This is a genomic window from Streptosporangium sp. NPDC006007, from assembly GCF_040614315.1.
In the GTDB taxonomy this organism is placed as follows: domain Bacteria; phylum Actinomycetota; class Actinomycetes; order Streptosporangiales; family Streptosporangiaceae; genus Streptosporangium.
The window spans coordinates 61900-86850 of sequence record NZ_JBEXUG010000027.1 but is presented as its reverse complement, the minus strand read 5'-3'; the positions used below and the strand labels follow the sequence as shown (position 1 = coordinate 86850).

Annotated in this window: 29 protein-coding genes and 1 pseudogene; 11 read left to right on the top strand and 19 right to left on the bottom strand. The window is 69.5% G+C overall.

Annotation, left to right across the window (positions count from 1 at the left end; translation table 11 throughout):
- Positions 1-614 (top strand): IS3 family transposase (locus tag ABZ194_RS20970; RefSeq protein WP_355598644.1); only part of this gene is annotated, 614 nt, incomplete at its 5' end.
- On the opposite strand, the gene tgmA is transcribed toward ABZ194_RS20970, so the two are convergent.
- The 3 genes from tgmA to ABZ194_RS20955 form a co-directional block, all read right to left on the bottom strand.
- Positions 550-903, bottom strand: a complete 354-nt coding sequence (tgmA, locus tag ABZ194_RS20965; RefSeq protein ID WP_355598650.1) for a putative ATP-grasp-modified RiPP — start codon at positions 901-903, stop codon at positions 550-552. The genes ABZ194_RS20970 and tgmA overlap by 65 nt on opposite strands.
- A gap of 193 nt (positions 904-1096) precedes the next feature.
- On the bottom strand, positions 1097-1324 hold the full coding sequence (locus tag ABZ194_RS20960) for a DUF397 domain-containing protein (protein WP_355598642.1): 228 nt from the start codon (positions 1322-1324) through the stop codon (positions 1097-1099).
- A complete protein-coding gene (locus ABZ194_RS20955) occupies positions 1324-2199 on the bottom strand; it encodes a helix-turn-helix transcriptional regulator (RefSeq protein ID WP_355598640.1) in 876 nt (291 codons plus the stop codon). Before ABZ194_RS20955 ends, ABZ194_RS20960 begins: the two co-directional genes overlap by 1 nt.
- 345 nt (positions 2200-2544) lie before the next feature.
- On the opposite strand from ABZ194_RS20955, the gene ABZ194_RS20950 reads away from it, so the two are divergent.
- The 3 genes from ABZ194_RS20950 (at position 2545) to ABZ194_RS20940 (ending at position 4025) form a co-directional block, all read left to right on the top strand.
- Entirely contained in the window at positions 2545-2784 is a 240-nt protein-coding gene (locus tag ABZ194_RS20950; RefSeq protein WP_355598638.1) for a hypothetical protein, read from the top strand.
- Between the two features lie 223 nt (positions 2785-3007).
- A complete protein-coding gene (locus ABZ194_RS20945; RefSeq protein WP_355598636.1) occupies positions 3008-3268 on the top strand; it encodes a hypothetical protein in 261 nt (86 codons plus the stop codon).
- 7 nt (positions 3269-3275) lie between these two features.
- On the top strand, positions 3276-4025 hold the full coding sequence (locus ABZ194_RS20940) for a hypothetical protein (protein WP_355598634.1): 750 nt from the start codon (positions 3276-3278) through the stop codon (positions 4023-4025).
- Positions 4026-4194: 169 nt separating this feature from the next.
- Here the strand turns inward: ABZ194_RS20940 and dps are convergent, their stop codons facing one another.
- Positions 4195-4662 (bottom strand): DNA starvation/stationary phase protection protein Dps, encoded by a 468-nt coding sequence (dps, locus tag ABZ194_RS20935; protein WP_355598632.1) that lies wholly within the window; start codon positions 4660-4662, stop codon positions 4195-4197.
- Positions 4663-4775: 113 nt separating this feature from the next.
- Between dps and ABZ194_RS20930 the strand changes: the two genes are divergently transcribed.
- The 4 genes from ABZ194_RS20930 to mmuM all read left to right on the top strand — a co-directional run bounded on the left by ABZ194_RS20930 (position 4776) and on the right by mmuM (position 10715).
- A complete protein-coding gene (locus ABZ194_RS20930; RefSeq protein ID WP_355598630.1) occupies positions 4776-5447 on the top strand; it encodes a MerR family transcriptional regulator in 672 nt (223 codons plus the stop codon).
- The gene (locus tag ABZ194_RS20925) at positions 5444-7819 is read left to right on the top strand and encodes a VIT domain-containing protein (RefSeq protein ID WP_355598628.1); all 2376 of its coding nucleotides are present in this window, start codon (positions 5444-5446) and stop codon (positions 7817-7819) included. Before ABZ194_RS20930 ends, ABZ194_RS20925 begins: the two co-directional genes overlap by 4 nt.
- Positions 7820-7891: 72 nt before the next feature.
- Positions 7892-9523 (top strand): DUF885 domain-containing protein, encoded by a 1632-nt coding sequence (locus ABZ194_RS20920; protein WP_355598626.1) that lies wholly within the window; start codon positions 7892-7894, stop codon positions 9521-9523.
- A 328-nt stretch (positions 9524-9851) separates the two neighbouring features.
- Positions 9852-10715: a homocysteine S-methyltransferase gene (gene mmuM, locus ABZ194_RS20915; protein ID WP_355598624.1), complete on the top strand. Its 864-nt coding sequence runs from the start codon at positions 9852-9854 to the stop codon at positions 10713-10715.
- 2 nt (positions 10716-10717) lie between these two features.
- Here mmuM and ABZ194_RS20910 read toward each other — a convergent pair whose 3' ends face one another.
- The 8 genes and pseudogenes from ABZ194_RS20910 to ABZ194_RS20875 form a co-directional block, all read right to left on the bottom strand.
- Positions 10718-11716, bottom strand: a complete 999-nt coding sequence (locus ABZ194_RS20910) for an urease accessory protein UreD (protein ID WP_355598622.1) — start codon at positions 11714-11716, stop codon at positions 10718-10720.
- A 14-nt stretch (positions 11717-11730) separates the two neighbouring features.
- Positions 11731-12360, bottom strand: coding sequence for an urease accessory protein UreG (gene ureG, locus ABZ194_RS20905; RefSeq protein WP_355598620.1), 630 nt, complete (start codon positions 12358-12360; stop codon positions 11731-11733).
- A 58-nt stretch (positions 12361-12418) separates the two neighbouring features.
- Entirely contained in the window at positions 12419-13108 is a 690-nt protein-coding gene (locus tag ABZ194_RS20900; protein ID WP_355598618.1) for an urease accessory UreF family protein, read from the bottom strand.
- Positions 13105-14829, bottom strand: a complete 1725-nt coding sequence (gene ureC / locus ABZ194_RS20895; RefSeq protein WP_355598616.1) for an urease subunit alpha — start codon at positions 14827-14829, stop codon at positions 13105-13107. Before ureC ends, ABZ194_RS20900 begins: the two co-directional genes overlap by 4 nt.
- A gap of 171 nt (positions 14830-15000) precedes the next feature.
- Positions 15001-15285, bottom strand: a pseudogene (locus tag ABZ194_RS20890) (urease subunit beta); the annotation flags it as partial.
- A gap of 65 nt (positions 15286-15350) precedes the next feature.
- Positions 15351-16070: a hypothetical protein gene (locus ABZ194_RS20885; RefSeq protein WP_355598614.1), complete on the bottom strand. Its 720-nt coding sequence runs from the start codon at positions 16068-16070 to the stop codon at positions 15351-15353.
- 50 nt (positions 16071-16120) lie between these two features.
- On the bottom strand, positions 16121-16426 hold the full coding sequence (locus ABZ194_RS20880; protein ID WP_355598612.1) for an urease subunit gamma: 306 nt from the start codon (positions 16424-16426) through the stop codon (positions 16121-16123).
- Positions 16427-16498: 72 nt separating this feature from the next.
- The gene (locus ABZ194_RS20875) at positions 16499-17467 is read right to left on the bottom strand and encodes an urea transporter (protein WP_355598610.1); all 969 of its coding nucleotides are present in this window, start codon (positions 17465-17467) and stop codon (positions 16499-16501) included.
- 243 nt (positions 17468-17710) lie between these two features.
- Between ABZ194_RS20875 and ABZ194_RS20870 the strand changes: the two genes are divergently transcribed.
- Positions 17711-18919 (top strand): ammonium transporter, encoded by a 1209-nt coding sequence (locus ABZ194_RS20870; protein WP_355598608.1) that lies wholly within the window; start codon positions 17711-17713, stop codon positions 18917-18919.
- Between the two features lie 16 nt (positions 18920-18935).
- Here ABZ194_RS20870 and ABZ194_RS20865 read toward each other — a convergent pair whose 3' ends face one another.
- The 6 genes from ABZ194_RS20865 to ABZ194_RS20840 form a co-directional block, all read right to left on the bottom strand.
- Positions 18936-19295, bottom strand: a complete 360-nt coding sequence (locus ABZ194_RS20865) for a CrcB family protein (protein ID WP_355598606.1) — start codon at positions 19293-19295, stop codon at positions 18936-18938.
- Entirely contained in the window at positions 19292-19675 is a 384-nt protein-coding gene (locus ABZ194_RS20860; protein ID WP_355598604.1) for a CrcB family protein, read from the bottom strand. Before ABZ194_RS20860 ends, ABZ194_RS20865 begins: the two co-directional genes overlap by 4 nt.
- A gap of 81 nt (positions 19676-19756) precedes the next feature.
- Positions 19757-20116, bottom strand: a complete 360-nt coding sequence (locus tag ABZ194_RS20855) for a CrcB family protein (RefSeq protein WP_355598602.1) — start codon at positions 20114-20116, stop codon at positions 19757-19759.
- Positions 20113-20508 (bottom strand): DUF190 domain-containing protein, encoded by a 396-nt coding sequence (locus ABZ194_RS20850; RefSeq protein WP_355598600.1) that lies wholly within the window; start codon positions 20506-20508, stop codon positions 20113-20115. The genes ABZ194_RS20855 and ABZ194_RS20850 overlap by 4 nt, the downstream gene beginning before the upstream one ends.
- Positions 20505-21041 carry a CrcB family protein gene (locus ABZ194_RS20845; RefSeq protein ID WP_355598598.1) on the bottom strand — a complete coding sequence of 179 codons (537 nt, stop codon included), beginning with the start codon at positions 21039-21041 and terminating at the stop codon, positions 20505-20507. The genes ABZ194_RS20850 and ABZ194_RS20845 overlap by 4 nt, the downstream gene beginning before the upstream one ends.
- A gap of 298 nt (positions 21042-21339) precedes the next feature.
- On the bottom strand, positions 21340-22065 hold the full coding sequence (locus ABZ194_RS20840; RefSeq protein ID WP_355598596.1) for a lysophospholipid acyltransferase family protein: 726 nt from the start codon (positions 22063-22065) through the stop codon (positions 21340-21342).
- Positions 22066-22213: 148 nt separating this feature from the next.
- Here ABZ194_RS20840 and ABZ194_RS20835 point away from each other — a divergent pair, with 148 nt between their 5' ends.
- Positions 22214-22978, top strand: coding sequence for an alpha/beta fold hydrolase (locus tag ABZ194_RS20835; protein ID WP_355598594.1), 765 nt, complete (start codon positions 22214-22216; stop codon positions 22976-22978).
- Between the two features lie 46 nt (positions 22979-23024).
- Positions 23025-23495 (top strand): hypothetical protein, encoded by a 471-nt coding sequence (locus tag ABZ194_RS20830; RefSeq protein WP_355598592.1) that lies wholly within the window; start codon positions 23025-23027, stop codon positions 23493-23495.
- 92 nt (positions 23496-23587) lie between these two features.
- Here the strand turns inward: ABZ194_RS20830 and ABZ194_RS20825 are convergent, their stop codons facing one another.
- Positions 23588-24715 carry a hypothetical protein gene (locus tag ABZ194_RS20825; protein WP_355598590.1) on the bottom strand — a complete coding sequence of 376 codons (1128 nt, stop codon included), beginning with the start codon at positions 24713-24715 and terminating at the stop codon, positions 23588-23590.
- Between the last annotated feature and the right edge of the window lie 236 nt (positions 24716-24951).

Genomic DNA, 24951 nt, shown 5'->3' with positions numbered 1-24951 from the left:
GCGAGCTGGGCCTGCTGCCGGCGCAGGTGCGGACCTTCACGCCGAAGCTCACCGAGCAGGGCGCCTTCCGGGGCATCCCCGACCTGGTCAGACGATATTTCACCGCCGCTCGGCCTGGTGTCAAGCTGGTGGGCGACATCACGTACATCCCGACGTGGGAGGGGTTTTGCTACCTGGCCACCGTGATCGACTGCTACAGCAAGGCCGTGGTGGGGTGGGCGGTGGCCGATCACTACCGCACCGAGCTGATCACCGAGGCGATAGAGAACGCGGCACAGACCTTCACCATCGAAAAGGACGCGATCTTCCATTCCGATAGAGGGTCGAACTACACGTCCGATGAATTCGGTGCCGTGCTGAAGAGGTTGAATATTCGGAGGTCCGTTGGCCGTACGGGCATATGTTATGATAACGCCATGGCCGAATCGTTCTTTTCGGCGCTGAAGAACGAGTGGCTGAAGCGGTACGTTTTCACCAGCCGGGCGAAGGCCCGCCGAGCTGTGATCCGTTATATCGAGGGCTTTTACAATCGGCGCCGACTTCATTCATCTATTGATTACCGGACGCCATTCGAAGTCCTCGACGAGTACACAGCGCTTCAGTCGGTGGCGTAGCTCGCCGCCGCAGATTCCGCTGCCCGGAATGATCTCGGCCCCTCATGTTGTCGTTTTCGGAGTCGTCTGCCACCTGCGTGTTTCCGGCTGAACCATCTCCGCCGCCGCCCCTCGACATGGTGACGGTAACGAAGGCCTTGCTGGTGCCCTCCTTACCCATGTCCACAACCGTGCCGCGCGTATCGTAGAAGTGAGTGATCTGAGTCACGGGATCGAGTTGAGTCGTCTCATACAGCGGTGGCCCCTCAGGAAGACGTTCACTCATCCGCCCCAAGCCCCAAGGCCGCATGGGCAGATCATTCGACATGTCGCACGCTCCTTTCGGAATTCGCCGGCACCTCTCCGAAGCGGTCCACGGCACAACCGGTTACCTCGCCGTACTGACACCCCGATAGTGGCCGATCACAGTGAGTGCCGGTAGCCCACTTTCTACACCGAGCACTGAGGCGACGTCCTCAGAACCGACTTGCCGACGGGGGCGGTCACGTGGCGGGGAAGTCGAACTCGCCGTCCTTGACGCCGCCGACGAACGCCTCCCACTCGGCCCGGGTGTAGACGATCACCTCCGCGTCGGGACGACGGCTGTGCCGTACGGCGACCCGCCCACTGCCATCGGCCAACGGACCCGCCTCGACACACTGCCCATTACTGTTGGCGCTTCTTGCGCTGATGTGCCAGGCGACGCCCGCCAACTCTTCGGGGATGGCCATTAGGTGCTCCTCCCTCTTACTCGTTTAATGCGACCGATCGCACTTCGGATGACGGTCGCAGACTCGTCCAAAGTGCGCGCGGCGCTTTGTAGGGAATCGTACGCTCGGGCGAAGCCCTCAGCGCCCTCTGCTTCGGTGTAGACGGCGCCTCCCCGGGTTTCCACATAGGTCACATCGGAGTAGGGCTCCGACATGTCGAAGATCGTGAAAGAGCCCTCCAGACTGGCATGCGCCCCGGCGGCGAACGGCAAGACTCGGACGGTCACGTTCGGTCTCATCATGGCCTCGGACAGGTGCTCCAATTGGGCGCGCATCACCTTCGGGCCGCCGATCACACGGTGCAGCACGGCCTCGTCGAGAACGACCTCCAGGTTCGGCACCGATTCGGCGTCGAGCACGCGCTGCCGGGTCATCCGGAACTCCACCCAGCGCTCAATCTGCTCTGCGGGAGCACCCATGCCACCCGCAGTGATGACCTCCCGGGCGTAGTCCCGGGTCTGAAGGAGACCGGGGATGACCATCGCCTCGTAGGAGTGGATTCCCTTCGCACGGGTTTCGAGCCAGGCGTGGTCGAGCATCCCGCCGAGAGAGTCATCGGCGTAGCCGTCCCACCAGCCCTTCCGCCAGATATCGCGGCTGAGCTGCTCCAGCCCGTCGCGGACCTTCTGGTCACCGACGTCGTACAGGTTGAGCAGTGCCAGCACGTCGGACACTCTCGCCGGGATGACGCCGGACTCCAGTCTGCTGATGGTGGCGGCGTCGCGCTGCAGGTAGTCGCCCGCCTGCTTGAGCGTCAGCTTGGCCGACTCACGGAACTCCTTCAGGTGTTTGCCGAGCCACTGCGCCCGCAGCGTCGGTCCTCGCCTCGCGCCCATCGCCGTCTCCTTCGGGCTCGCGCCGCCTGCTTCGCCGATTCAATATTAGAAAAATCGGGACAAATGCAATGAGCTTATTCAGCAAGCTTGCGCACCAGTAAATTCGATGTCACGCTACCAAAGCATCGACGGTCACGCTCGGCATCCTCCCGAAAACACAGTGAAATCAGGGCAGGACAGGGCCGTCCAGCAGATCTCCGCTCAGGGTTCGACCCCGGAAGGGAGCACTCGACATGCAGCACCACATCAGCCCCGGTCAGCCCCCCCACCCCCCGTGATCCGATCTTCAACGGGCATTGCCCCCAGAACACGGACCCGAAATGCGCGCACAGGGACGGGAGGGCGTTGACCGGCGAGCCGCCGCGGGTGTTCGCGCTGGTTCAGGAGTTCGGTGAGGACGACGAGACGGGCGAGGGAGGCGAGGAGATCGTTACGGAGGTGGTGGCCTACGGGCTGGCGCTGCCGGACGGCACGGCGGCGACCGTCGGCCTGATCGGCCACGGCTTCGGCCGGTGGAGGAGCCCCTACAGCGCCGCGTCACGGCTCCACTCCGACCTTGTCTGGCTCGGAGAGGAGGAGGCGTAACCGGCCGGAGCACGCGAGATTGTCGGCACCGCCGTACGACGGTGCCGACACGCCCCACAGGGGGATGCCTTACCGGCGGAGAGACTCCGGGGATCGCCTCCGAGGACCACGGCGCACTCGCCGGCACCAGCCAGGATGCCCGAGGTTGATCTCGCGTCCACCTTGCAGACCCCTGGTACCCTAGGTGCCTTGAGGTACCAGCAATAAGGAAAGGCCGACGACCATGGCACTGTCTCCACTGAAAGTCGATCCGGAAATCGATCAGATGATCTCCAACGGGGCGCATTTTCTCGGCGTGACCAAGAAGGACCTGGTCGCCGAAGCCGTACGGGTCTATCTGGAAATCCGCCGAGAGGAGATTCGACAGAAGATGCTCCAGGCGATGGAACAGCTCGATGGGACGAACCGATCTCGCCTGTCACTGCTCACCGGCCTATCTCCGGAACGGATCGACGAACTCGGCGGCGTGCGCGAGGAGGACTGACAGATCGATGGATCACCCGCGACCAACACTGCGTTGTGCGCGTGAAGACCTCAAGCTCCCGATCCCACCCATCGATGACCCACTCGACGAGATCGATCATCCTCTTCTGGCCAAAGCCGCAGAGCAGCTCACCGACGACACCACACGGCATGAGCGCATCCGCGCGATCGACGATGAGATCCTGTTCAAGGTCAAGGTTCGGCGATGGCGCGGCGCGATCTGGACAGAGGAGTCGTTGCCGTGGCTGATCGCGGCGGGCGTCCGCGAAGATGGCTCGCTGGACGACTTCTACGCTTCCCTGGCAGTGGATGCCCAGGCAGCCCGGGCTCGATACAACGCCGAGCACGCCAAACCGTTGGTCACGGGCACTTACTGCGGCCATCTACTACCGAATCAGGATGACTATGAGCGTTACCAACTGGAGGCGGGCACTCGCCTGATCCGACACCTGAGTGAGAGCGTGCGCGTGCTGATCCGCGCGTCCCTACATGACGGACGTGAACACAGCACAGGCTTCTCAACCTTCGTTCTGGGCGTTCAGGTTCGAGCTGACAACGGGCACGAGACATATGTCGCCGTACGCATTACAGGAAGTGTGCCGGACAACATCATCTACCTTGTCCTGGACCTGGTCCCCGGATGTGATCGCGACGGCTGGTACCCCGAACCGCGCCTTCCCGGCCGCCCCCTCTACGGCGCCGAACAGGCTTGGTCCAATCTTATGGATCCCAAGGTCGCCAGCACTCTTCTCAGTTGAGACGTTCGGACGAGTCCGGTGCCGTCGAGCGAGGAATCAACCGGCGCGGACTTGGCCACCTGACGTCGATGTGGAAGGAGCGGGCATAACGCGACAGGGAGCGCGGAGGCGCGGGGAAGGCGCCCCGGGTCTGGTGGGCCGGGGCGCCTGAGGTGTGTGGCGGGACGGTCTAGCGCTGGGCTTCGATCATCCAGTGGTGCTTCTCCAGGTCCTGGGTGATCTCGATGAGGATGTCCTGGGTCACCGGGTCGGGCTTCTCGGTGGCGGCGACGCGCTCGCGCATCCGGCGGATGATGGATCCGAGGATGTCCGTCATCGCGGCGACGACCTTGCCGTCGTTGATGTAACCCGGCTCCAGCTGCGGCACCTCGCTCGTGTTGGCGATCGTGGACGCCCGGCCGTCGGGGTTGCCGCCGAGGGCCACCGCGCGCTCGGCGACGGTGTCGGCGTGTTCCCTGACCTTCGCGACGATCTTGTCGAGTTGCAGGTGGAGTGAGCGGAAGTTCTGGCCGATCACGTTCCAGTGGGCTTGCTTGCCCAGCAGCGAAAGGTCGATGAGGTCGACGAGCGTCGCCTGGAGCACGGCGACGACGACCTTCTTGTCCTCGGGCTTGAGCGGGCTGGTGATCGCGGACATAAGGCGTCCTCCCCCTATTTAAGGCCTAGTTTCCTATTTGTCGTGAAATGTCCCTACCCAGCTCCACTCATCTTATGTTGACAGTGTCATAGTGACAGTGTCACTATCGAGGCATGGAATGGACCATCGGTGAACTGGCGGAGCGGGCCTCCGCGGCGCTGAGCCCCACCGCCCAGCTCAACGGGCGGGTCAGGGACGCGCCCAACGAGCGCCTCATCCGGTGGTATGCCACGATCGGCCTGCTCGACCCGCCGTCGGCCCGCCGGGGCCGCGTCGCCGTGTACGGCAGGCGCCACCTGCTCCAGCTGATCGCCGTCAAGCGCCGCCAGTCCGAGGGCCGGACCATCGCCGAGATCCAGGCCGAGCTGGCCGGAGCGACCGATCGGCTCCTGGAGTCGATCGCCGATCTCCAGGAGCTCCCGCCCGAGGGTGCCGGGGTGCCCGAAAGGAGCACCGCGAAAGAGGGAGGCGGAGGGCCGAGAAGAGCCGCGCCCCGGGCCGCACGCCCTCGCTTCTGGGCCGATCCGCTCACCGCGGCGGAGACCGGGCTCACCACCGCCCTCCCCGGAGCGCCGGCGTCACAGTCGGCCGCCCCCGGCGGCCGGGGCGGGTCCGGCGCGGTGGTCGTTCACGGTGTACGGCTGGCCGCCGGCGTGACGCTGCTGCTCGACGGCGGCCGTCCCCCCTCGTCCGCCGAGCTCGCCGAGATCGGCGCCGCGTCCGAGGCGCTCCTGTCGGTTCTCCGCCAACACGACCTCGCCCCCCACGAAGGGAATCGATCATGATCACCGAGATCACAACGCTACGCCCGGAGGAGTGCGAGCCGGTCCCGGACGCCGGGCTGGGGACGCTCGTCACCGAGCGGGGCAACCTGCCGCTGGAGAGCGTGGACGTGACCGCCGCCGTGTCCGGGCTGATCGCCGGGGTCGAGGTGGTGCAGGGCTTCCGCAACCCGCACGACGTGGCGCTTGAGGCGACCTACGTCTTCCCGCTGCCCGACCGGGCGGCGGTGACCGCCTTCAGGATGGAGGCGGACGGACGGGTCATCGAGGGGATCCTCAAGGAGCGCGGCCAGGCCAGGGCCGACTACGACCGGGCGATCGCCGAGGGCAGACGGGCCGCGATCGCCGAGGAGGAGCGGCCGGACGTCTTCACCATCAGGGTCGGCAACATCGTGCCCGGTGAGCGGGTCACCGTACACCTCTCGCTCAACCAGCCGCTCCCCTACGAGGACGGCGCGGCGACCTTCCGCTTCCCGCTGGTCGTCGCCCCCCGCTACATCCCCGGCACCCCGCTCGACGGCGGCCAGGTCGGCGCCGGCTGGGCTCTGGACACCGACGCGGTGCCGGACGCCTCCAGGATCACGCCCCCGGTGCTGCTGCCCGGCTTCCCCAACCCGGTGCGGCTGTCGCTGGCCGTCTCGGTCGACCCCGCGGGCCTGGAGTTGCGGGAGGTCCGCTCCAGCCTGCACGTGGTCCGGGAGGAGGGTGACACGGTCCGCCTCCGGCCGGGTGAGCGCCTGGACCGCGACTTCATCCTGCGGCTCTCCTTCGACGCCTCAACCTCGCTGGCGCTGGCCCCCGACGGGGACGAGGGCACGTTCACGCTCACCGTCGTCCCCGGCGCGGCGGCCCCCACGGCCCACCCCAAGGACGTGGTGCTCGTGCTGGACCGCTCGGGCAGCATGAGCGGCTGGAAGATGGTCGCCGCCCGGCGCGCGGCGGCCCGCATCGTGGACACGCTGACCGGCGGCGACCGGTTCGCCGTGCTCTCCTTCGACGGCGTGGTGGAATATCCCGAGGGGCTTGGCGAGGGCCTGTCGGAGGCGTCCGACCGTAACCGTTACCGGGCGGTGGAGCACCTGGCCCGCCTGGACGCGCGGGGCGGCACCGAGATGCTGAACCCGCTGGAGAGGGCCGCCACGCTGCTCGGCGGCCCCGACGGCGGCAGAGACTCCGGCGGCTCCGGCGGCTCCGTCAGGGACCGCGTCCTGGTGCTCGTCACCGACGGGCAGGTCGGCAACGAGGACCAGATCCTGGACCGGCTCGGCGCCCGGCTGGCCGGGGCGCGGGTGCACACGGTCGGCATCGACCGGGCGGTCAACGCCGGGTTCCTGGGCAGGCTGGCCGCCCTCGGCGCGGGCCGGTGCGAGCTGGTGGAGTCCGAGGACCGGCTGGACGAGGCGATGGAGCACATCCACCGCAGGATCGGCGCACCCCTGGTGACCGGCCTGTCCGTCAAGGGGGACGGGCTCGACGTGATCCCCGGGACGGTCGGCCCGCTCGGCTCGATCTATCCGGGCGTCCCGCTCACCGTCCAGGGGAGATACCGGGGAGCCGGTCAGGGGGCGCTGGCCGTACACGGGCTGGACTCCGCCGGGTGGCCGTGGCAGCGGCGGGTCACCGGGGCGCGGGTGGACAACCCGGCGGTGCGGGCGATCTGGGCGCGCGCCCGGTTGCGCGCCCTGGAGGACCGCTACACCGCGGGCGACCACTCGCTGGAGGCGGAGATCATCGGGGTCTCGCTCGGGTACGGCGTGCTCTGCCGGTTCACCGCGTTCGTCGCGGTCGACAGCGCGGTGTCCGCGGAGGGCGGCCCCGGGCACCGGGTGATCCAGCCGGTGGAGCCGCCCAGCGGCTGGGAGAGCCCGGCCGTCACGGCGGCACCGATGATGTTCGCCTCGATGGCCTCGCCGCAGGCGGCTCCGAGGGGCGCTCCCGGGGGGCCTTCCCCATCGGGGCCGCCCTTCGCGGCCACGGCGCTGGGCGGCGCGCTGGGTGGCGCGCCGAGGGGGAAGGCCGGCGGCTCCTTCGCCCCGCGCGGCCCGATGGCGCCCCGTCCCGCGCCGATGGCGCCCGGTGGCGAGCCGGCGGCGCCGGGGGTGCCGCGAGAGGTGCCCTCGGCCGAGATCGGCGAGGAGCTGCGGCGGCTGCGCGCCGCCGAGTCCCTGTCCGCCGCCGATCGGCTGCGCTATCTCGACGATCTGGGCAGCAGGCTCGCGGCGCTGGCCGTCCACCTCGGCGGCCATTCGGAGCTGGCGGTCCTGGCCGCGGAGCTGCGGGTGGGCGGGAACGTGGACGCCCTGTGGCGCAGGGCCGTCGAGGTGCTGGAGTCCCTGAGCCGGGCCGGTAAGCGGCGCCCGTTCTGGAAACGATAGATCCTGACGATAGATGTCAAGGAAAAGTCATATAGGGAGTGAACATCGGGTCGAGTGGGTTAAAGTTCCGGCGTGACCAGCCCGATTTTTGCTCTTTGTGATGAATACGTCTCCCGCTCGGCGGCGCTCGACCCGGTCGCCGCCGGAGCGGCCGGCATCGCCGTCGAGTTCGCCGCCGCCAGCGACTACAGCCCGGAGGGCCACGCCGCCCGGGCCGCCCTGATCGGCGAGACGCTGAGACGGCTCGTCTCCCTCCAACCCCGGTGCGAGGCGGACGTGCAGGCCGCGGCGCACCTGCGCGAGCGTTTGGAGGCCGAGTCGGCCTCACACGAGATCGGCGAACCGCTCTGCGCGGTGCAGGCGCCGTTCGGTCTGATCACCGATCTGCGCGACAGCGTGGACCTGCTGCCGCGCGGCACCGACGACCAGTGGCGCGATGTGGCGGCCCGGCTCGCCGCCATCCCGCTGATGCTGGACGGCTGGCGGAGCAGCCTGGAGACCGGCCTGGCCCAGGGGAAGCGGGCGGCCCGCCGCCAGGCGCTGGAGTCGGCGGTCCAGGCCGACCTCCTGGCCGACGGCGGCACACACGAGGCCCTGGTGACGGGCTACGGCGACGGCCCGGTCCTGGGTGAGCTGGCCGGGGGCGCGGCGGCGGCGCACGCCGCCTACGCCGAGGCCGCCCGTTACCTGCGCGAGGACTACGCCCCCCGGGCGGCCGAGCGCGACGCGGTGGGCGCCGAACGCTACGCGGTGGCCGCCCGGCTGAGTCTGGGCGACGACATCGATCTGCTGGACGCCTACGAGTGGGGCTGGGCCGAACTGGGCCGCATCGAGGCGGAACTGGCCGCCGAGGCGGATCGGGTGCGACCGGGCGCCTCGGTGGACGAGGCGACGGCGATCCTCAACGAGACCTGCTACGTCGAGGGGCTGGACGCCTACCGGCGCTGGCTGCAGGAGCGCCACGACTGGGCGGTCGAGCAGCTCCACGGCACCCACTTCGACATCCCCGAGCCGCTGCGCCGGGTGGACGTCACCCTGGCCCTCGGCTCGACCTCTGGCTCGGCCTACTACACCTCGCCGAGCGAGGACATGTCCCGGCCGGGCCGTACCTGGTGGCCGGTGGGCGGCGGGCGGGACCGGTTCGAGACCTGGCCCGAGCTGACCACGGTCTTCCACGAGGGTGTCCCCGGCCACCACCTCCAGTTCGGCGCGACCCGGCTGGCCGGGGACGGCCTGTCGCGATTCGGCAAGAACTCCTGGGTGAGCGGGCACGGCGAGGGCTGGGCACTGTACGCCGAACGGCTGGCCGACGAGCTGGGCTGGTTCACCGAGCCGGGCACCCGGCTCGGCATGCTCGGCGGATCGGCGCTCCGGGCCACCAGGGTGGTCGTCGACATCGGCGTGCACCTGGACCTGCCGCTCCCCGACGGTTCGCGGTGGACCTTCGAGAAGGCGTGCGAGGTGCTGCGCGACCGGGGCCGGTGCGAGCCGCACCGGATCCACGCCGAGGTGGTCCGCTACTTCGGCTGGCCCGCCCAGGCGATCTCCTACAAGCTCGGCGAGCGCGCCTGGCTGGCCGCCAGGGAGGAGGCCAGACGGCGCCTGGGCGCGGACTTCGACCTGCGCCGCTGGCACACCTCCGCCCTGGAGATCGGCCCGGTCGGCCTGGCCGGTCTGGCCGAGGCCCTACGCCGAATCGACTGATGGGAGCCACCGGGTTGCCCGTTCGGGCAGACTCGGTGCCTTTGTAGCCGCTGGTGAGTGAGCGCTCTGCCCCCGGCCCGATCCCGGCTCTCCGGCCCCCACCCGACCCCCTCGGCCCTTCCCGTTCCCCAGTCCCCCGGGGCCTCCGGTTCGCCGGCCCCCGGGGTCTCCCCATTACCCCTTCTCGTTCTCCCGGCCCCCGTTCCGTCCCTGCCGGTCCCCGTCCCAGGTCCGCGCCGCCGGTTCTCGCGGGCGGTCCGGGGCCGGGGGCGCCTCCCTGCCAGGAGAAACGGATACAAAGCCCTCAATGTCCACATAAAGTGGCGGAATGGTGATTTTGGACGGCGGGCTGGCCACACATCTGGAGGCGCTTGGCGCGGACCTGCGCGACGAGCTGTGGTCGGCGAAACTCCTGATGGAGAACCCCTCGGTGATCCGTCAGGCTCATCTCGACTATTTCACCGCGGGGGCCGAGGTGGCGACCACGGCCAGTTATCAGGCGAGCATCCCGGCCTTCGTCCGCCGGGGACTGACCGCCGGCGAGGCCGAGAAGCTGATCCTGGCCTCGGTGCGCCTGGCCACCGAGGCCAGGGAGTCGTACGGCATGGGCACGGTGGCCGCCGGCATCGGCCCCTACGGGGCCTACCTGGCCAACGGCGCCGAGTACACCGGCGACTACGACCTGGACGAGGACGGCCTGACCGACTGGCACCGGGACCGCTGGCACATCCTGGCCGGCAGCGGGGCCGACCTGCTGGCCTGCGAGACCATCCCGTCCTACCCCGAGGCCAGGGCGCTGAAGCGGCTGCTGGCCGAGACACCCGGCATGCGGGCCTGGGTGAGCTTCTCCTGCCGGGACGGCGAGCACATCAACGACGGCACCCCGCTCGCCGAGGCCGCAGAACTGTTCGCCGACGATCCGCGGGTGATCGCGGTCGGCGTCAACTGCACCGCTCCCCGCCACATCCCCAGCCTCATCGGCCGGCTCCGGAGCAAGCCGGTGATGGTCTATCCCAACTCCGGCGAGACCTGGGACGCCCGGAATCGCCGCTGGCTCGGCCTGGCGGACCCGGTCGAGTTCGGCGCGGCCGCGGCCGGGTGGCAGGAGGCGGGCGCCGCCTTCGTCGGCGGCTGCTGCCGTACCACCCCCGAGCACATCCGGCGGATCCGCGAACACCTGAGCTCGGCCTGACATCAAGGGCGGCGGCGGGTGGGGACGGGGACGCCGATGAGGAGGAGGCGGGCGGCCTCCCACGCGCCGCGGAGCGCGGCCTCCACCTCCGGCGACTCCTCCCCCAGGACGCGGACCCAGGCGCCGCAGTCCCGCGGGAGCACGCTGACCCCGGCGCGCAGGCCCGGCGAGATCAGGGGGGCCAGCGCCTCGTGCAGGGTGTCGGCCACCACGGAGGCGGGCGCCTTGCCGGTCATCACGAACAGCGAGGCCATCACCCCGAAGTCGCCGAGGACCGCGGGACCCGTCACACCGTCCTCGGACGGCGCCAGCCGTACGGTGTCGGCGAAGACGAGTTCCCCGTCCGGGCGGCACACCTCCATGTCGCTGTAGAACACGTCGTAGTCGTTGCGTTCGCCGCGGGCGAGGCGGCCGACGAGCATGCTCTCGCCCAGTACCACCGTGGCCGACGGGTCGGCCACCAGCCTGAGACGCTGGTAGAAGCGCGAGCGCGCGAACGGGATCGACGCGTGCGGGAGATACTCCACGTGGCTGTCCGGCCCCGCCGTGATGTTGACGATCTGGGTGGCGTAGTCGTGCTCCATCTTGTAGATCTTCGTGGCGGCCTGCGTGGTCAGGTTCACCTCGGTCCCGGCACCACAGGTGAAGTCCATGCGGTAGCGGTCTCCCTGGAGAATCCCGCCGCCCGCGGACATCAGCATGACGTAGGCCATCTCCGGCCGCCGCTCGTCGAAGTAGAGCGGCCTCATGATCTGCAGCGGCGTCTTCTGGTAGTGCCCGGTCAACTCGGTCCGCCGGTCGGTTCTGGCGAACTCCAGCTCCATCACCCCCACCTTGCCGGGGCTGCCCACCGGCAGCGTGTCGGGGACCCCCGCGTAGCGGAAGACGACCTGCGGGATATCGGCGATCGTGTAGTGCTCGGGGGCCAGCCTGTTCACGGGGGCCTCGTGAACAGGCTCACGCGTCGGCCTGCGCACCGGCTTGGGCGTCGGCTTGCGCATCGCCTCCGGCCTCCCTACCGCGCCGAGGAGCACGCCACCGCCTCACACGCCTCGATGAAGTCGACGACCTCGGCCACCCCTGCCCCGGTCAGGCAGTCGGTGAGGATGACCGGCCTGTCTCCGCGCACATGGTGGGCGTCGCGCTCCATCACCGACAGGTCCGTGCGGACGTACGGGGCGATGTCGATCTTGTTGATCACGAGCAGGTCCGAGTCGGTGATCCCCGGGCCGCGCTTGCGCGGCATCTTCTCGCCCTCGGCGGTGTCCAGGACGAAGATGTACAGGTCGGCCAGGGCCGGGCTGAAGGTGAGGGTCAGGTTGTCCCCGCCGCTCTCGAACAGCAGGATGTCGATGTCGGGGAAGCGTTCGAGCATCTCGGCCCCGGCGGCGAGGTTCATCGTGGGGTCGTCGCGGACCGCGGTGTGCGGGCAGGCCCCGGTCTCGACGCCGACGATCCGCCGCGGGTCGAGGACGCCGGCCAGCGAGCGGCGGGCGTGCTGGGCGTCCTCCTGGGTGTAGATGTCGTTGGTGATGACGCCCGGACTGCGCCCGCGCTGGATCAGCAACGGCACCATGGCCTCGATCAGCGCCGTCTTGCCGGAGCCCACCGGGCCGCCGATGCCTATCTTCGGTACGTTCTCCATCTCCATGGGGATCCTCTCGATGCGGTTTCCGGTGACGGTGACGGTGACGGTGACGGGGTCAGGTGGTGAACAGTCGGGCCGGTGCCCGCTCGTGCGCGGCGGAGAAGGTGTCGGCCAGGGGCACCGAGCCGTGGATGTCGTACGGGCTCCGGGCCGCCAGGGCTGTCGCCGCGGCACGCACGATCTCCGGGTGCGCGCCGTACAGCATGGCCTGGGCCCGGCGGAAGTCCACCCTGCCCAGGCGTACGGCGGCGGCGGTCCAGCCGGCGCAGAAGGCGAACACGTCCCCGGCCACCGCGTGCCTCTCCGACACCCCGAGACCGGCGTGCAGTGCCCCGGCCACGACCGCGTGGTTACCCGGTGCGGCCCCCTCCCGGACAAGCGCCGCCAGTTTCCCGGCCACCGGCCCGCCGAAGACCCGGCCCGCGGTGTCCAGGAGCTGGCGGCCGGTCCGGGCGGCGGCCGCCCGCAGCTCGCGGTTGAGCTTGATCGCGTGCAGCCGCCGGTCGACCTCGGCCAGCCGGTTCCAGTCACCCTCGGTCACCGCCCGGTGCGCGAGCACCAGGGCGGTGGCGTCGCCGGGCCCCACGGAGTGGCGGAGCAGGTCGGCCAGCAGGATCGGGAGGTCGGCCGGTTCCACCGTGCCGGACTGGACGTAGCCCTCCAGGCCGTGTGACAGGGTGTACAGACCGCTCGGAAAGGCCGAGTCGGTCAGCTGGAGTTGGACGAGCAGCGGACTGAGGTTCACGCGATGAAGTAGAGCTGGGTCAGGGGCAGTTTGCTGGCCGGCTCGATGAAGGCGTGCTCGCCGTCGAGCGAGACCTTGTAGGTCTCCGGATCCACGGTGATCTCCGGAAGCGCGTCGTTGCGGATCATGTCGTGCTTGCCGATGGTGCGGCAGCCCCGCACGGGGTGGACCAGCCGTTCCAGGCCGAGTTTGCCCGGCACCCCTGCCGCGATGCCGGCCTGCGACATGAAGGTGATGTTCGTCGCGGGCAGCGCCTTGCCGAACGCCCCGAACATGGGCCGGTAGTAGACCGGCTGGGGTGTCGGCAGCGAGGCGTTCGGGTCGCCCATCTGCACCCAGTTGATCTGGCCGCCCTTGACCACCACGTACGGCTTGGCCCCGAAGCCGTGCATCTGCCAGAGCACGATGTCGGCGAGCTTGCCCGCCTCCAGGGAGCCGACCACGTCGGAGATACCCGTGGTGCGGGCCGGGTTGATCGTCAGCTTGGCCAGATAGCGCAGGACCCGGAAGTTGTCGTTGCGGTCGGAGTCCTCCGGCAGCCTGCCCCGCAGGTCTTTGCAGTGGTGGGCGATCTGGAAGGCCCGGGTGAAGGACTCTCCCACCCGGCCCATCGCCTGCGAGTCGGAGGAGATCATGCTGATCACGCCCATGTCGTGCATGACGCTCTCGGCGGAGATGGTCTCGGCCCGGACCCGGCTGTCGGCGAAGGCGACATCCTCGGGGTTGTCGTGGCTGAGGTGGTGGCAGACCATCACCATGTCCAGGAGTTCGTCCATGGAGTTGATGGTGTAGGGCAGCGTGGGGTTGGTGGAGGAGGGCATCACGTTCGGCTCGCCGGCGACCTTGAGCAGGTCGGGGGCGTGACCGCCGCCGGCCCCCTCGGTGTGGAAGGTGTGGATCGCGCGCCCGTTGATGGCGCTGATCGTGTCCTCCAGGAAGCCGCTCTCGTTCATGGTGTCGGTGTGGATGGCGATCTGGATGTCGTACTCGTCGGCGATCGACAGCGAGTTGTCGATCACGGCGGGGGTGGAGCCCCAGTCCTCGTGGACCTTCAGCGCGCACGCCCCTGCCTGGAGTTGCTCGCTCAGCGGTTCCGGCCTGCTGCCGTTGCCCTTGCCCATCAGGCCGATGTTGATCGGCAGGCCCTCGAACGACTGGAGCATCCGGCCGATCCCCCACGGCCCCGGCGTGCAGGTGGTGCCCCGGGTGCCGTCGGAGGGGCCGACGCCACCGCCGATCAGCGTGGTGATCCCGTTGCTCAGCGCGGCTTCCACCTGCTGCGGGGAGATGAGGTGGACGTGGCTGTCGATGGCGCCCGGGGTGGCGATCATGTGCTCGCCGGAGAGCACCTCGGTGCCGGGGCCGATGACCAGCCTCGGGTCCACGCCGTTCTCGGTGTGCGGGTTGCCCGACTTGCCGATGCCGGCGATCATGCCGTCCCTGATGCCGATGTCCCCCTTGACGACGCCGAGAATCGGGTCGACGACCACGACGTTGGTGATCACCATGTCCAGGGCGCCGCTGAAGTTGGTGGCTCCGGGTGCCGAGCCCATACCGTCACGGACGGTCTTGCCGCCGCCGTAGACGGACTCGTCCCCGTAGAAACCGGCGTTGTAGTCCTTCTCCACCTCGATCACCAGGTTGGTGTCGGCGAGCCTGATCCGGTCTCCGACGGTGGGACCGAACATGTCGGCGTACTGTTTGCGGCTCATGGTCACCATTGGACGTCAGCCTTTCTTCCTGGAGGCCGTCGCGGCCTTCCTCGCGGGCGCCTTCTTGGCCGCGCCGTTCTTGGCCGCCCCATTGGGGCTCTTGGCCTTCTCCACGGGCACGTCGAGGAAGCCGAAGTCGTTCACCCGCTCCAGCGCGACCCGGTGGGTCTTGCCGGCGCGGACGCTGCCGTCGACCAGGCCGCTGAAGCCGTAGACGCGCAGGCCGCCGCCGTACTCGACGAGGTTGACCTGGTGGGTGTCTCCCGGCTCGATCCGGATGGCGTTGCCCGCCGGGAGGTCGAGGTGCATTCCGAAGGCCGCGTCCCGGTCGAAGGAGATCGCCCGGTTGACCTCGAAGAAGTGATAGTGAGAACAGATCTGGACGGCCCTGTCCCCGGTGTTGCGAATGGTCAGGCTGGTCTTTCTCCGTCCCTTGTTGAGCTCGATCTCCCCTTCGCCGTACATGTAGCGTTCATGACGTGGCAGGGCCTCGTGCTTCACGGGCTTGCGTACCATGACTTCTCCCTCGATCAATGAGTGTGATGGTGGTGATGGTCGCCGGACACCGCGGCGAGACCGTCGTCCGCGTGCCTTCTCCAGCGCTCCCCGGCCGTCTCGACCCGCCGTCTGACCAGTTCCTCCAGCGAGGCCGCGGTGAGCAACGGGCCCGCCCAGGTCACGCCCTCGGGCAGGTCCGGCTTGACGAACGACGCCGAGACGACGGCGACCTGCCGAGCGCCGAGCAGACGGCATCGGGACACGCCCTCGGCGACGTCCGGATCACCGCCCGTCAGCGCGACCTCGACCCAGCGGAGTCCGCTGTGCCGGCGCACCAGGTGCGCCACCCGGAACAGTTCGGCGTCCTCCTCCGCCGACGCCGAGGGCGCGGTCACCAGCACCGCCCACGGCCCGTCCGGTGAGGACGCCGGTAGCGCGACGCGACCGGCCGCGGCCCGCAGCCAGCCGACGAGATGGGCCGGCGTGCCGAGCGGCGGGGCGAGCAGCAACTCCCCCGGCCTGCGGCCCCGGCCGTTCCAGCGGAGGATCTGCGCGATCTGGGCCGCCAGCCCCGTGTCCCGCCCGAGCGTCATCGGGACGACGACCGCCGGGTGCCGGGTGAGGGCGTACAGATCCCGGCCGACGGCCGTGACCGTGGCGCCGGGAAGGTCGCCGAGCGCGCGGCCGTACCGGCTCTCGTGCCCGCCGACCAGCACCGTCCCACCTGCCTCCGGCGACCGCGGCGCCGTCACCGGCTCCCGGCTCACCGTCGGCGCCCCCGGCCACCCGAGCGCCGGCACTTTCAGACGCCGACGGGGTCGTGGCAGGAGACGAGCTTGGAGCCGTCCGGGAAGGTCGCCTCGACCTGCATGAGGGGGAGCATCTCCCGGACGCCGTCCATGACGTCGGCCGGTCCCACGACCTTCTTGCCGAGCTCCATGCAGTCGGCGACCGTCTTGCCCTCGCGTGCCGCCTCCAGGACGGCCGCGCTGACGAGCGCCACCGTCTCGCTGTAGTTGAGCTTCAGGCCGCGTGACCTGCGCTTGTCCGCCAGGTCAGCCACAACGTAGATCAGCAGCTTGTCCAGTTCCCTGGGTGTGAGATTCATGGAAGGTCCCCCTTTTCCTAAGGTTCATCTGGTCTGTCCGACAGGGTCGTCCGGCAGAGCCGTCCGGCACGGTCACCCGGCACGCCTGAGCCAGGAGAGCGCCGGGACGGCGGCGAGGAAGGTCCAGGCCACCACGACGAACGGCCATGTCAGGGTGTGGCCACCGAACGGGGCGAAGAAGGTGGTCAGGGCCGCGGTCAGGCCGGTGGCCGTGATCGCCCCGATCGCGGCGTAGACGCCGCTGGCCGGGGTGAGCACGACGAAGATCCCGGCGAGCGCCATGCCCACCAGGACGGAGTTGTAGCCGTACAGCCCGGCGGCGATGTCGGCGGCGGGGGCGCCCAGCACCCAGGCGGTCGCCATCCCGATCAGGCTGGAGACCACCGCGGCGACGGCGGCGATCCAGTTGCCCACCACCAGTCCGATCAGGAAGATGAGGCCGACGTACCACTTGTTCTGGAAGAAGATCTGGCCGATCCCGTTGAACATGCCCTGCCAGGTGTCGTTCCAGGTGAGCGCCGTACGGCCGGTCGCCGCCGACGGAAGCGCGGGGCCGATCCTGCCCTGCCTGACGCGCTCGAAGGCGGGGGCGGCGAGCAGCATCGCGCTGGTGATGATGCAGAACGGCGCGGTGAAGGTCGGCAGGTTGAACGGCTTGAGCAAGGTGACCAGCGCGGAGGTGACCACGCTGCCGGCGACGCACCCCAGCACGGTCAGGAGCGTGGTCATCCAGCCCACCCCGAAGTAGAGGACGAACGCGACGCCGATGAGGGTGCCGCTGAAGCCCTCAAGCCCCGGCTCGATCCGGTCGCGCGCGGCGCCGAGGGCGCAGGCGGTGAGCGTGGCCACCGCCGACCCCAGAAGACCGTAGACGCCGTAGCGCCAGCCCCCGGCGAACAGGGCGACGATGAAGATGAGGCCGGTCCAGGTGCTGGCCATGAAGTCGACCTGCCCGACTCCGCGGATCACCGAGACGAGCAGGGGGAGCGGCCTCAGCCACCGCGTGGGCGGGGTGTCTGCCGCCGGAGTCGTCGATGTCACGTCGGCCTCTCCGAGTTTTCCTCATTTATCTGGGGCCGCGTTGAGCCGTCCGGACCTCTCATTCCCGGCACCGGGCGGCGAACTACCCGAGAGCCACTCTTTTAATGGGATCAATACCTGTTTTCTCACCTACTTTTACCCGCACCGTTTTATTACCGCCAAATCCATGGATGTGATGTTTCACTCTCCCCACCTCCGATCATTAACCGACAGATCGGAAGCACCGCTAAGTGAGGTTCGACGATGCCTACCGGATTGAATACCGGCGATTCCGCCTGGGTGCTGGTGAGCACCGCGATGGTGCTGCTGATGACACCGGGACTCGCCTTCTTCTACGGCGGCATGGTCCGTTCGAAGAACGTTTTCAGCATGCTCTTCATGAGCTTCATCTCGATCAGCCTGGTGACCGTTCTCTGGTTCGCCTACGGCTACGGCCTGGTCTTCGGACCGGACGCGGGCGGGCTCGGCCTGATCGGCTTCGGCGACTTCCGCTTCGCCAACGTCAAGGCCACCGACCTGACGGGCGCGGTCCCGACCTACGCCTACGCGCTCTTCCAGCTCACCTTCGCCATCATCACCGTCGCCCTGATCAGCGGCTCGGTGGCCGGACGCACCCGGGTCGGGCCATGGATGATCTTCTCGGTGGTCTGGGCCACCCTCGTCTACTTCCCGATCGCGCACTGGGTCTTCGACACCGGCGGCTGGATCCACAGGATGGGCACCCTCGACTTCGCCGGCGGCCTGGTGGTCGAGCTCAACTCGGGAATGGCCGGTCTCGCGCTGGCCATGGCGCTGGGCCCCGGCGTCAGGTACCGGCGGGGTGATCCGCCCCAGCCCAGCAACATCCCGCTGGTCATGCTCGGGCTGGCCCTGCTCTGGTTCGGCTGGTTCGGCTTCAACGGCGGATCCGCGCTGAACGACGGCCCGACCGCGGTAACGGCGTTCCTGAGCACCATGATCGCGAGCTGCGCGGGCATGCTGACCTGGATGTTCCTGGAGTGGCTCCGGGCGCGCAGGTTCAGCAAGCTGGGCTCGGCCACCGGAGCCGTCGCCGGCCTGGTGGCCATCACGCCGTCGTGCGCCTACGTGAACGCCGAGGGCGCCCTGGTGATCGGCATCGTCGCCGCCGTCCTCTGCTCGTTCGCCGTCGAGTGGAAGTTCGTCCTCGGTTACGACGACACCCTGGACGTGGTCGGCGTGCACGGCATGGGCGGCATCGTGGGCACCCTGCTGATCGGGTTGTTCTCGACCGGAGCGTTCAAGACCGCCGGCCTGTTCTACGGCGGCGGCGGCGCGCTGCTCGGCAAGCAGGCGCTCTCCATCGTGGTGGTGGGCGTCTACAGCTTCGTGGTCACCTTCGTGATCGGCAAGGTCGTCGACCGGCTCTTCCGGATGAAGGAGACCGACGCCGAGCAGCTCGCCGGCTCGGACCTGCAGTTCGGCCAGGGGTAGCGCCCGGGGTGGGCGATCAGAACGCCCTGCCCAGGGCCGCGCCGGCGAAGGCCGCCACGAGACCGCACACGACGTTGATCAGCAGGTTGGTCACCGCGAGGCGGCGCTCCCCCTGCTCGGCCAGTTTCAGGGTGTCGTTGGCGAAGGTGCTGTAGGTGCTGAGCGCCCCGCAGAATCCGGTGCCGGCCAGGGCCAGCACCCAGCCGGGCAGCCAGCCGGTGCTCACCCCCGCCCCCACCAGGCCGAGCAGGAACGAGGCCGACACGTTCGCGATGAAAATGGCCCACGGAAAGTGCGTGGGGATCCACTTGCCGAGAAGGTGGCGGAGCGGAGCCCCGAAGGCGCCCCCCAGCAGCACCAGGATGGCGACGGTCATATCACCCTCCTGGCGAGGGCCGTCCCGGCGAACACGGCGATCATCGCCAGTACGGGGGTGAGCACCAGGTGGGCCACCGCGACACCGGGCTGGCCGTAGTGGAACCTCTGCTCCACGTTCACCGCGTAGGAGGAGAAGGTGGTGAAACCGCCGAGGAAACCGGTGGACAGGAACGGCCCGACGAGCGGGTGGCCCGGATGTCTCTCCAGCCAGACGGTGAGCACGCCGATCAGCAGACAGCCGGACACACTGACCCACAGCAGCGTCCACTGAAAGTCCCGTGGCGGGTTCGGAAAGGCCAGATGGATCAGGTGACGGGCCAGCGCGCCGAGCGCCCCTCCACAGGCCACCGCCGCGACGTCGGTTCGAGAGATCTTCATAACCGCAGGCTAGATCGGGACAGCGGGGACTACCGGCCTCGACACCCTCCGAATTCTCCCCGATTTTCATATCGTCGCAGTTCAGGCGAGTGCCTGAGCCACAACCACGCCGAACCAGGCCGCGCCCAGACCGGCTGTGACGCTCGCGGCGACGTTGATGACCGCGAGCAGGCGGGCTCCGCTCTCGGCCAGCCGTACCGTCTCGTAGGCGAAGGTGGAGTAGGTGGTCAGCGCGCCGCAGAACCCGCTCCCGGCCAGTGCCAGGACCGCGCTGTGTGCGGGCAGCGCGGCCAGGAAGCCCAGCAACGCCGATCCGGCCACGTTGACGGTGAAGGTCCCCCACGGGAACGCCGCGTCGTAGTGGATCTGGATCGCGCGGTCGGTCAGGTAGCGCAGCGGCGCCCCCAGGGCCGCGCCCAGGGCGACCAGCAGCAGGGTCACGGGGTCCCCTCGGTCTTCTCCGCCTCCTCGGTCCGCCCGGTCCGCTCGGGGGGCGGCACCGTCCTGCCCGCGTGACGGACCACCTCGACCGGCTCGACGACGACCAGTCCCTCGGTGACCAGCTCCTCCAGCTGAGGAAGAAACGCCCGGATCGCCTCCGCCGAGTCGACGATGATGATCTCCAGCGGAAGGTCGCCGGACAGCGAGAGGATCCGGGTGGTGTGGATGTGGTCGGAGACGCCGTATCCCTCAATGCCGCGGATCACGCTGGCCCCGGCCAGGCCGGCCTGATGGGCGCGGTGCACGATCTCGTGGTACAGCGGCCGATGACGCCACTGCCCGGTCTCACCAATGAAGATCGTCAGTCGGAGCGCGGGCCCCTGTATGTTCACGACCGCTCCTCGCCTCGGGGACGGATTCGGGGACGGATGAGAAGGCGGATCGCCGACGCGCCGAGATGGACCGCCACCAGGGCGGCGACCGCCGTACCCGCCAGGTAGGCCAGCGCCGTCTCCGGGGAGCCGGCGGCGGCCGTCTGGCCGATGTCGAGGATGTAGGCGGAGAAGGTGGTGAACCCGCCCAGCACCCCGATCCCGAGGAACGGGCGGACCAGCGGACGCGCCTGCCAGATCTCGGTGACGAGCACCATCAGCACGCCGATCAGCAGGCATCCGGTCACGTTGACCAGGAACGTGGCCCAGGCGAAGCCCCCCGGTGGATGCGGCAGGGCCGTGCTGATCCCGTAGCGGGTCAGCGCCCCGATCACCCCACCGGCCGAGATCGCTCCAAGCGTCGCCCACTGGGCCCGCCAGATCCGCCAGGACCGCCACGCCCGCCGGGACTCCACCCGCCGGGGGACGGCTCGCGGATCACCGCCGGAGCCCGCTGGAGGACCTGGGGGACGGCGATCGGATGTCTCGGACATGGCACTCTCCCACCAGCACGACGGAACGTATCTGATAGGGACCGTTGACGGTCGCCGCCGTGGTCTGCTCCGGGTCGGTGGAGCCGGCGGGCCCCACCGCCGTGGCCTCTCGCACATCGCACGGAGGTCTTCGGCTTCATCATAACGACCCCCCTCGACCACCGATAGGAGCCGATACGTTGACCACTTCCCCTCTCCGAGGTGACCATCCTCCATGGCACCGGTACGGCGAGCGGTGACGCCGGCCCGATCGCCGCCGCCCGGCGGCGCGCCCCGGGGAACGTTCCCGGTCACAACGCTAGGCGGGCCCGCGGGTCTCCCCGGCCTTGCGGGTCTCCCTGGCCTTGCGGGCCGCCTCCACCTTGGCGCTCGCGGCGTACCTGTCGACGTACTCCTGGCCGGAGAGCTCCATCAGCGCGTACATGATCTCGTCGGTGACGGCGCGCAGGACGAGGCGGTCCTCCTCCATCCCGTAGTAGCGGGTGAAGTCCAGCGGCTTGCCGAACCTCACCCCCGGGCGGATGCCCAGCCTGGGGAGAAGACGGCCCGGGGGCATCATCTCGAAGGTGTTGACCATCGCCCACGGAACGACGGGGACACGCGCCTCCAGGGCCAGCCGGGCCACGCCGGTCTTGCCCTTGTAGAGGCGCCCGTCGTGGGAGCGGGTGCCCTCGGGGTAGATGGCGAGCACCTGGCCCTCGGCGAGAATGCGCTTGCCGGTGCGGAGCGCCCCCTCGCTGGCCTTGCCGCCCGAGCGGTCGATCGGGACGGTGCCCACACCGCTGAAGAAGGCCCGGCTGAGGAAACCCTTGATCCCCCGGCCGGTGAAGTAGTCGGACTTGCCGAGGGAGATCACCTTACGCGGCAGGAACAGCGCCCCGAAGAAGTGGTCGGCGAACGACAGGTGGTTACCGGCCAGGATCACCGGCCCCTCCCGTGGCACGTTGTCCACGCCCTCCGCCCACGGGCGGAAGACGAGATGGAGGAAGGGCCAGAGGATGGCCTTCACCACCCAATAGAACACGTGAGGCTCCTTCGGTCGGCGGGGGGACCCAGGATCATCCTCCCATCTCCAAGCCGGAGCACCTACCTCACCAAACCCCCCCAAAACGACCTCTCGCAAAATACGCCCCAGGCATGCGACGATCGGGCGAACCCTACAAGGAGCTGCGATGCCAGTCATGCCCGGCGCGGAGCCGTACCACCACAGGGGCGGAAGGATCGGGGTCCTGCTCTGTCACGGATTCACCGGGTCGCCCCAGTCGCTGCGCCCCTGGGGCGAGTACCTGGCCTCGGCGGGCCTCAGCGTGACACTGCCCAGGCTGCCGGGGCACGGCACCACCTGGCAGGAGATGGGCCGTACCCGCTGGGAGGACTGGTACGCCGAGCTCGACAAGGCCCTGGCCGACCTGCGCGGCGACTGCGACGAGGTCTTCGTGACGGGTCTGTCGCTGGGCGGCTGCATGGCGCTGCGGCTGGCCGAGGTGCACGGCGAGGGCATCAGGGGGGTGGTGGTCGTCAACCCCTCGGTCGCCAACGACGTGCCGCTGCTGGCGGTGGCGCCCCTCCTCGGGCTGGTGGTCCGGTCGGTGCCCGGTGTGGCCGGGGACATCAAGAAGGAGGGGGTGACCGAACTCGCCTACTCGCGGACGCCGGTCAGGGCCGCCGCCACCCTCCCCCGGCTGTGGGCACTGACCCGCGCGGAGCTGCACAAGATCACCCAGCCGGTGCTGGTCTTCCACAGCCCGCAGGACCATGTCGTCAAACCGGCCAGTGTACGTATCCTGCGTGAGAGGCTGACCGGGGGGAACCTTAGTGTTGTGGAGCTCAACGACAGCTACCACGTCGCGACTCTCGACAACGATGCGGATCGGATCTTTGCGGGGAGCCTGGAGTTCATCAAAGCGAACGCCTCTGTACCCTTGCAGGGAGACTGAACGCGAGTGGGGAATGCGCGGTCTCCGGGAGGGACGGGCCGGCTAAGTGACACCTCAAAGCGATGAGGACGAGGTCTGGCGTCAGATCGTCGCGTCCTTCAACGACACCGCCGAGCTGGACTCGGCCGACCAACCCTGGCCGGACAGCGAGAACCTGCCGGTCGAGCCCCCCCGGCGGGTGGTCAAGCAGTCGGAGGAGGAACGGCCCCCCTCGGTCGAGGAGGAGTTCACCGACCTCATCGACGATGAGGAGACCGATCCCGACGACGAGGGCCACTACGTGCCCCCGCCCCCGCCCCCTCTCCCCACGACCGACACCACCACCAAGATCGCCTGGCTGGGCCTGTTCGGCGGGCCCGCCTACCTGCTGCTCAGCGCCGCCCTGAACTGGAAACTACAGGGCTGGATGCTGTTCACCGCGGTGGCCGTCTTCATCGGCGGTTTCGTGGCTCTGGTGGTGCGGATGGGGGACGGTCCGCCCAACGACTCCGGCTGGGACGACGGCGCGGTCATCTGAGGGTCCGCGGCCGAGGGCTCGCGGCCGTCCACGGTGTTCCCGGGACCGCCCGTCGAGGGCTTCCACGCCGAAAGCGCCCCGCCCACCCGGTGCTACGGCCTGGCCCGCTCCGGGGCGCCGAACCGCTCGATCACGTCGGTGTAACGGCCTTGGGCGTCCACCACGTGGCCCACGGTCCACACGGTGCCGGTGGCGGGGAGACAGGTCACCGACTGGAGCCTGATGGTCCGCGGGGTGTCGGCGGTGGCGCCGCGCAACGTCTTGACCGTGTGGCCGTCGTAACGGAGCAGGAACGCCTCCCCCGGCCGCTCCATGTCCACCCCTGAGATCCAGAAGTGCCCCTTGCGGTCGCCGGTCACGCCGTACAGGCGCACGTCGTCGCCGGACAGGGAGACCCGGGACCACTTCTTGCCGTTCCAGGACAGGATCAGCGGGCTGACCCCGCCCGACCGCCGGTAGACGCCGCCGACGGCCAGCGCCCGCTTCGACCCGTCGAGGTAGACGTCACGCAGATAGCCGCCCGGGATGTCGGGGGCCGCCACGGCCTTCCATCGGCCACCGGACAGCTTCGTGATCAACGGCCTGCCGCCGGTGTCCCCCACCGCCCAGCCGTCGCCCTTGCCGGCCAGCGCCACGCCGTACAGGGTGCCCTTGCCGGTGAGCTGCGTGAGCCTCCACCTGCCGCCGGACTCGGCGACGATCAGGGGTTGCCGGTCCCGGCGGCCGACCGCGGTCATCCGGCCGGGGACGGCCGCCACCCCGCCCAGCCAGTCACCCGCGTGCAGTCTGTCGACGACGACCCGGTCGAAGCCCGTCCCGTCCCCCGCCGCGAGGTACGGCATGCCGTCGTGGCCCTCACCGACGGCCCACAGCCGGGTCGGGGAGGCGGCGGCGACCGAGCGCAGCAGCCCCGCGCCGGTGGGGTCGTTGCGGATGCCGACCTCGGTCCAGGCCTCGCCGTCCCAGTGGGTGATCGCGCCCCGGCTCTGCCAGATGTCCCAGACGCTCTGCTGGCCCACCGCCCAGACGTCGCCGGCGGAGATCCCCGCCACATCGGACAGCGACCCGTCGCTGCTCAGCCGCGCGCTGGTCGGCGCCTGCCATGCCTCCGCCACGGGCGGGCTGACGGGATCGGCGTGAGCGGCCGGCGGAGAGAAGGCCGGCAGGAGCAGACCTCCCGCGCACAGCGCCAGCACACGCCGCGGAAGGCGACGGGTCATGCCCCAAATGGTACGGCGCACAACCCCTCCCGCGTGCCCGGCTCCCCGACTTGCCGCCCGGATGGAGATCTCGGGAAAGTGCGCGGAGCGTATCGTGCCCGATCCTTGAGGTTCAACGGCCGTCTTCACCGAGGCCGTCCCCGCGATCGGCACCGGGGCGGGGATCGAGGCCGGGACGGGGGACGGGACGGGGATCGGGGCCGGGACGGGGGACGGGACGGGGGACGGGACGGGGG

What these genes read in the sequence shown, in the direction of transcription:
- ABZ194_RS20870 (WP_355598608.1), top strand. Translation starts at nt 17,711, where the DNA reads ATGCCTACCGGATTGAATACCGGCGATTCCGCCTGGGTGCTGGTGAGC.
- ABZ194_RS20955 (WP_355598640.1), bottom strand. Translation starts at nt 2,199, where the DNA reads ATGGGCGCGAGGCGAGGACCGACGCTGCGGGCGCAGTGGCTCGGCAAA.
- ureC (WP_355598616.1), bottom strand. Translation starts at nt 14,829, where the DNA reads ATGGTGACCATGAGCCGCAAACAGTACGCCGACATGTTCGGTCCCACC.
- ABZ194_RS20945 (WP_355598636.1), top strand. Translation starts at nt 3,008, where the DNA reads ATGGCACTGTCTCCACTGAAAGTCGATCCGGAAATCGATCAGATGATC.
- ABZ194_RS20910 (WP_355598622.1), bottom strand. Translation starts at nt 11,716, where the DNA reads ATGCGCAAGCCGACGCCCAAGCCGGTGCGCAGGCCGACGCGTGAGCCT.
- ABZ194_RS20940 (WP_355598634.1), top strand. Translation starts at nt 3,276, where the DNA reads ATGGATCACCCGCGACCAACACTGCGTTGTGCGCGTGAAGACCTCAAG.
- ABZ194_RS20835 (WP_355598594.1), top strand. Translation starts at nt 22,214, where the DNA reads ATGCCAGTCATGCCCGGCGCGGAGCCGTACCACCACAGGGGCGGAAGG.
- ABZ194_RS20960 (WP_355598642.1), bottom strand. Translation starts at nt 1,324, where the DNA reads ATGGCCATCCCCGAAGAGTTGGCGGGCGTCGCCTGGCACATCAGCGCA.
- ureG (WP_355598620.1), bottom strand. Translation starts at nt 12,360, where the DNA reads ATGGAGAACGTACCGAAGATAGGCATCGGCGGCCCGGTGGGCTCCGGC.
- ABZ194_RS20930 (WP_355598630.1), top strand. Translation starts at nt 4,776, where the DNA reads ATGGAATGGACCATCGGTGAACTGGCGGAGCGGGCCTCCGCGGCGCTG.
- ABZ194_RS20825 (WP_355598590.1), bottom strand. Translation starts at nt 24,715, where the DNA reads ATGACCCGTCGCCTTCCGCGGCGTGTGCTGGCGCTGTGCGCGGGAGGT.
- ABZ194_RS20880 (WP_355598612.1), bottom strand. Translation starts at nt 16,426, where the DNA reads ATGAATCTCACACCCAGGGAACTGGACAAGCTGCTGATCTACGTTGTG.
- tgmA (WP_355598650.1), bottom strand. Translation starts at nt 903, where the DNA reads ATGCGGCCTTGGGGCTTGGGGCGGATGAGTGAACGTCTTCCTGAGGGG.
- ABZ194_RS20925 (WP_355598628.1), top strand. Translation starts at nt 5,444, where the DNA reads ATGATCACCGAGATCACAACGCTACGCCCGGAGGAGTGCGAGCCGGTC.
- ABZ194_RS20845 (WP_355598598.1), bottom strand. Translation starts at nt 21,041, where the DNA reads ATGTCCGAGACATCCGATCGCCGTCCCCCAGGTCCTCCAGCGGGCTCC.
- ABZ194_RS20865 (WP_355598606.1), bottom strand. Translation starts at nt 19,295, where the DNA reads ATGACCGTCGCCATCCTGGTGCTGCTGGGGGGCGCCTTCGGGGCTCCG.
- ABZ194_RS20860 (WP_355598604.1), bottom strand. Translation starts at nt 19,675, where the DNA reads ATGAAGATCTCTCGAACCGACGTCGCGGCGGTGGCCTGTGGAGGGGCG.
- dps (WP_355598632.1), bottom strand. Translation starts at nt 4,662, where the DNA reads ATGTCCGCGATCACCAGCCCGCTCAAGCCCGAGGACAAGAAGGTCGTC.
- mmuM (WP_355598624.1), top strand. Translation starts at nt 9,852, where the DNA reads ATGGTGATTTTGGACGGCGGGCTGGCCACACATCTGGAGGCGCTTGGC.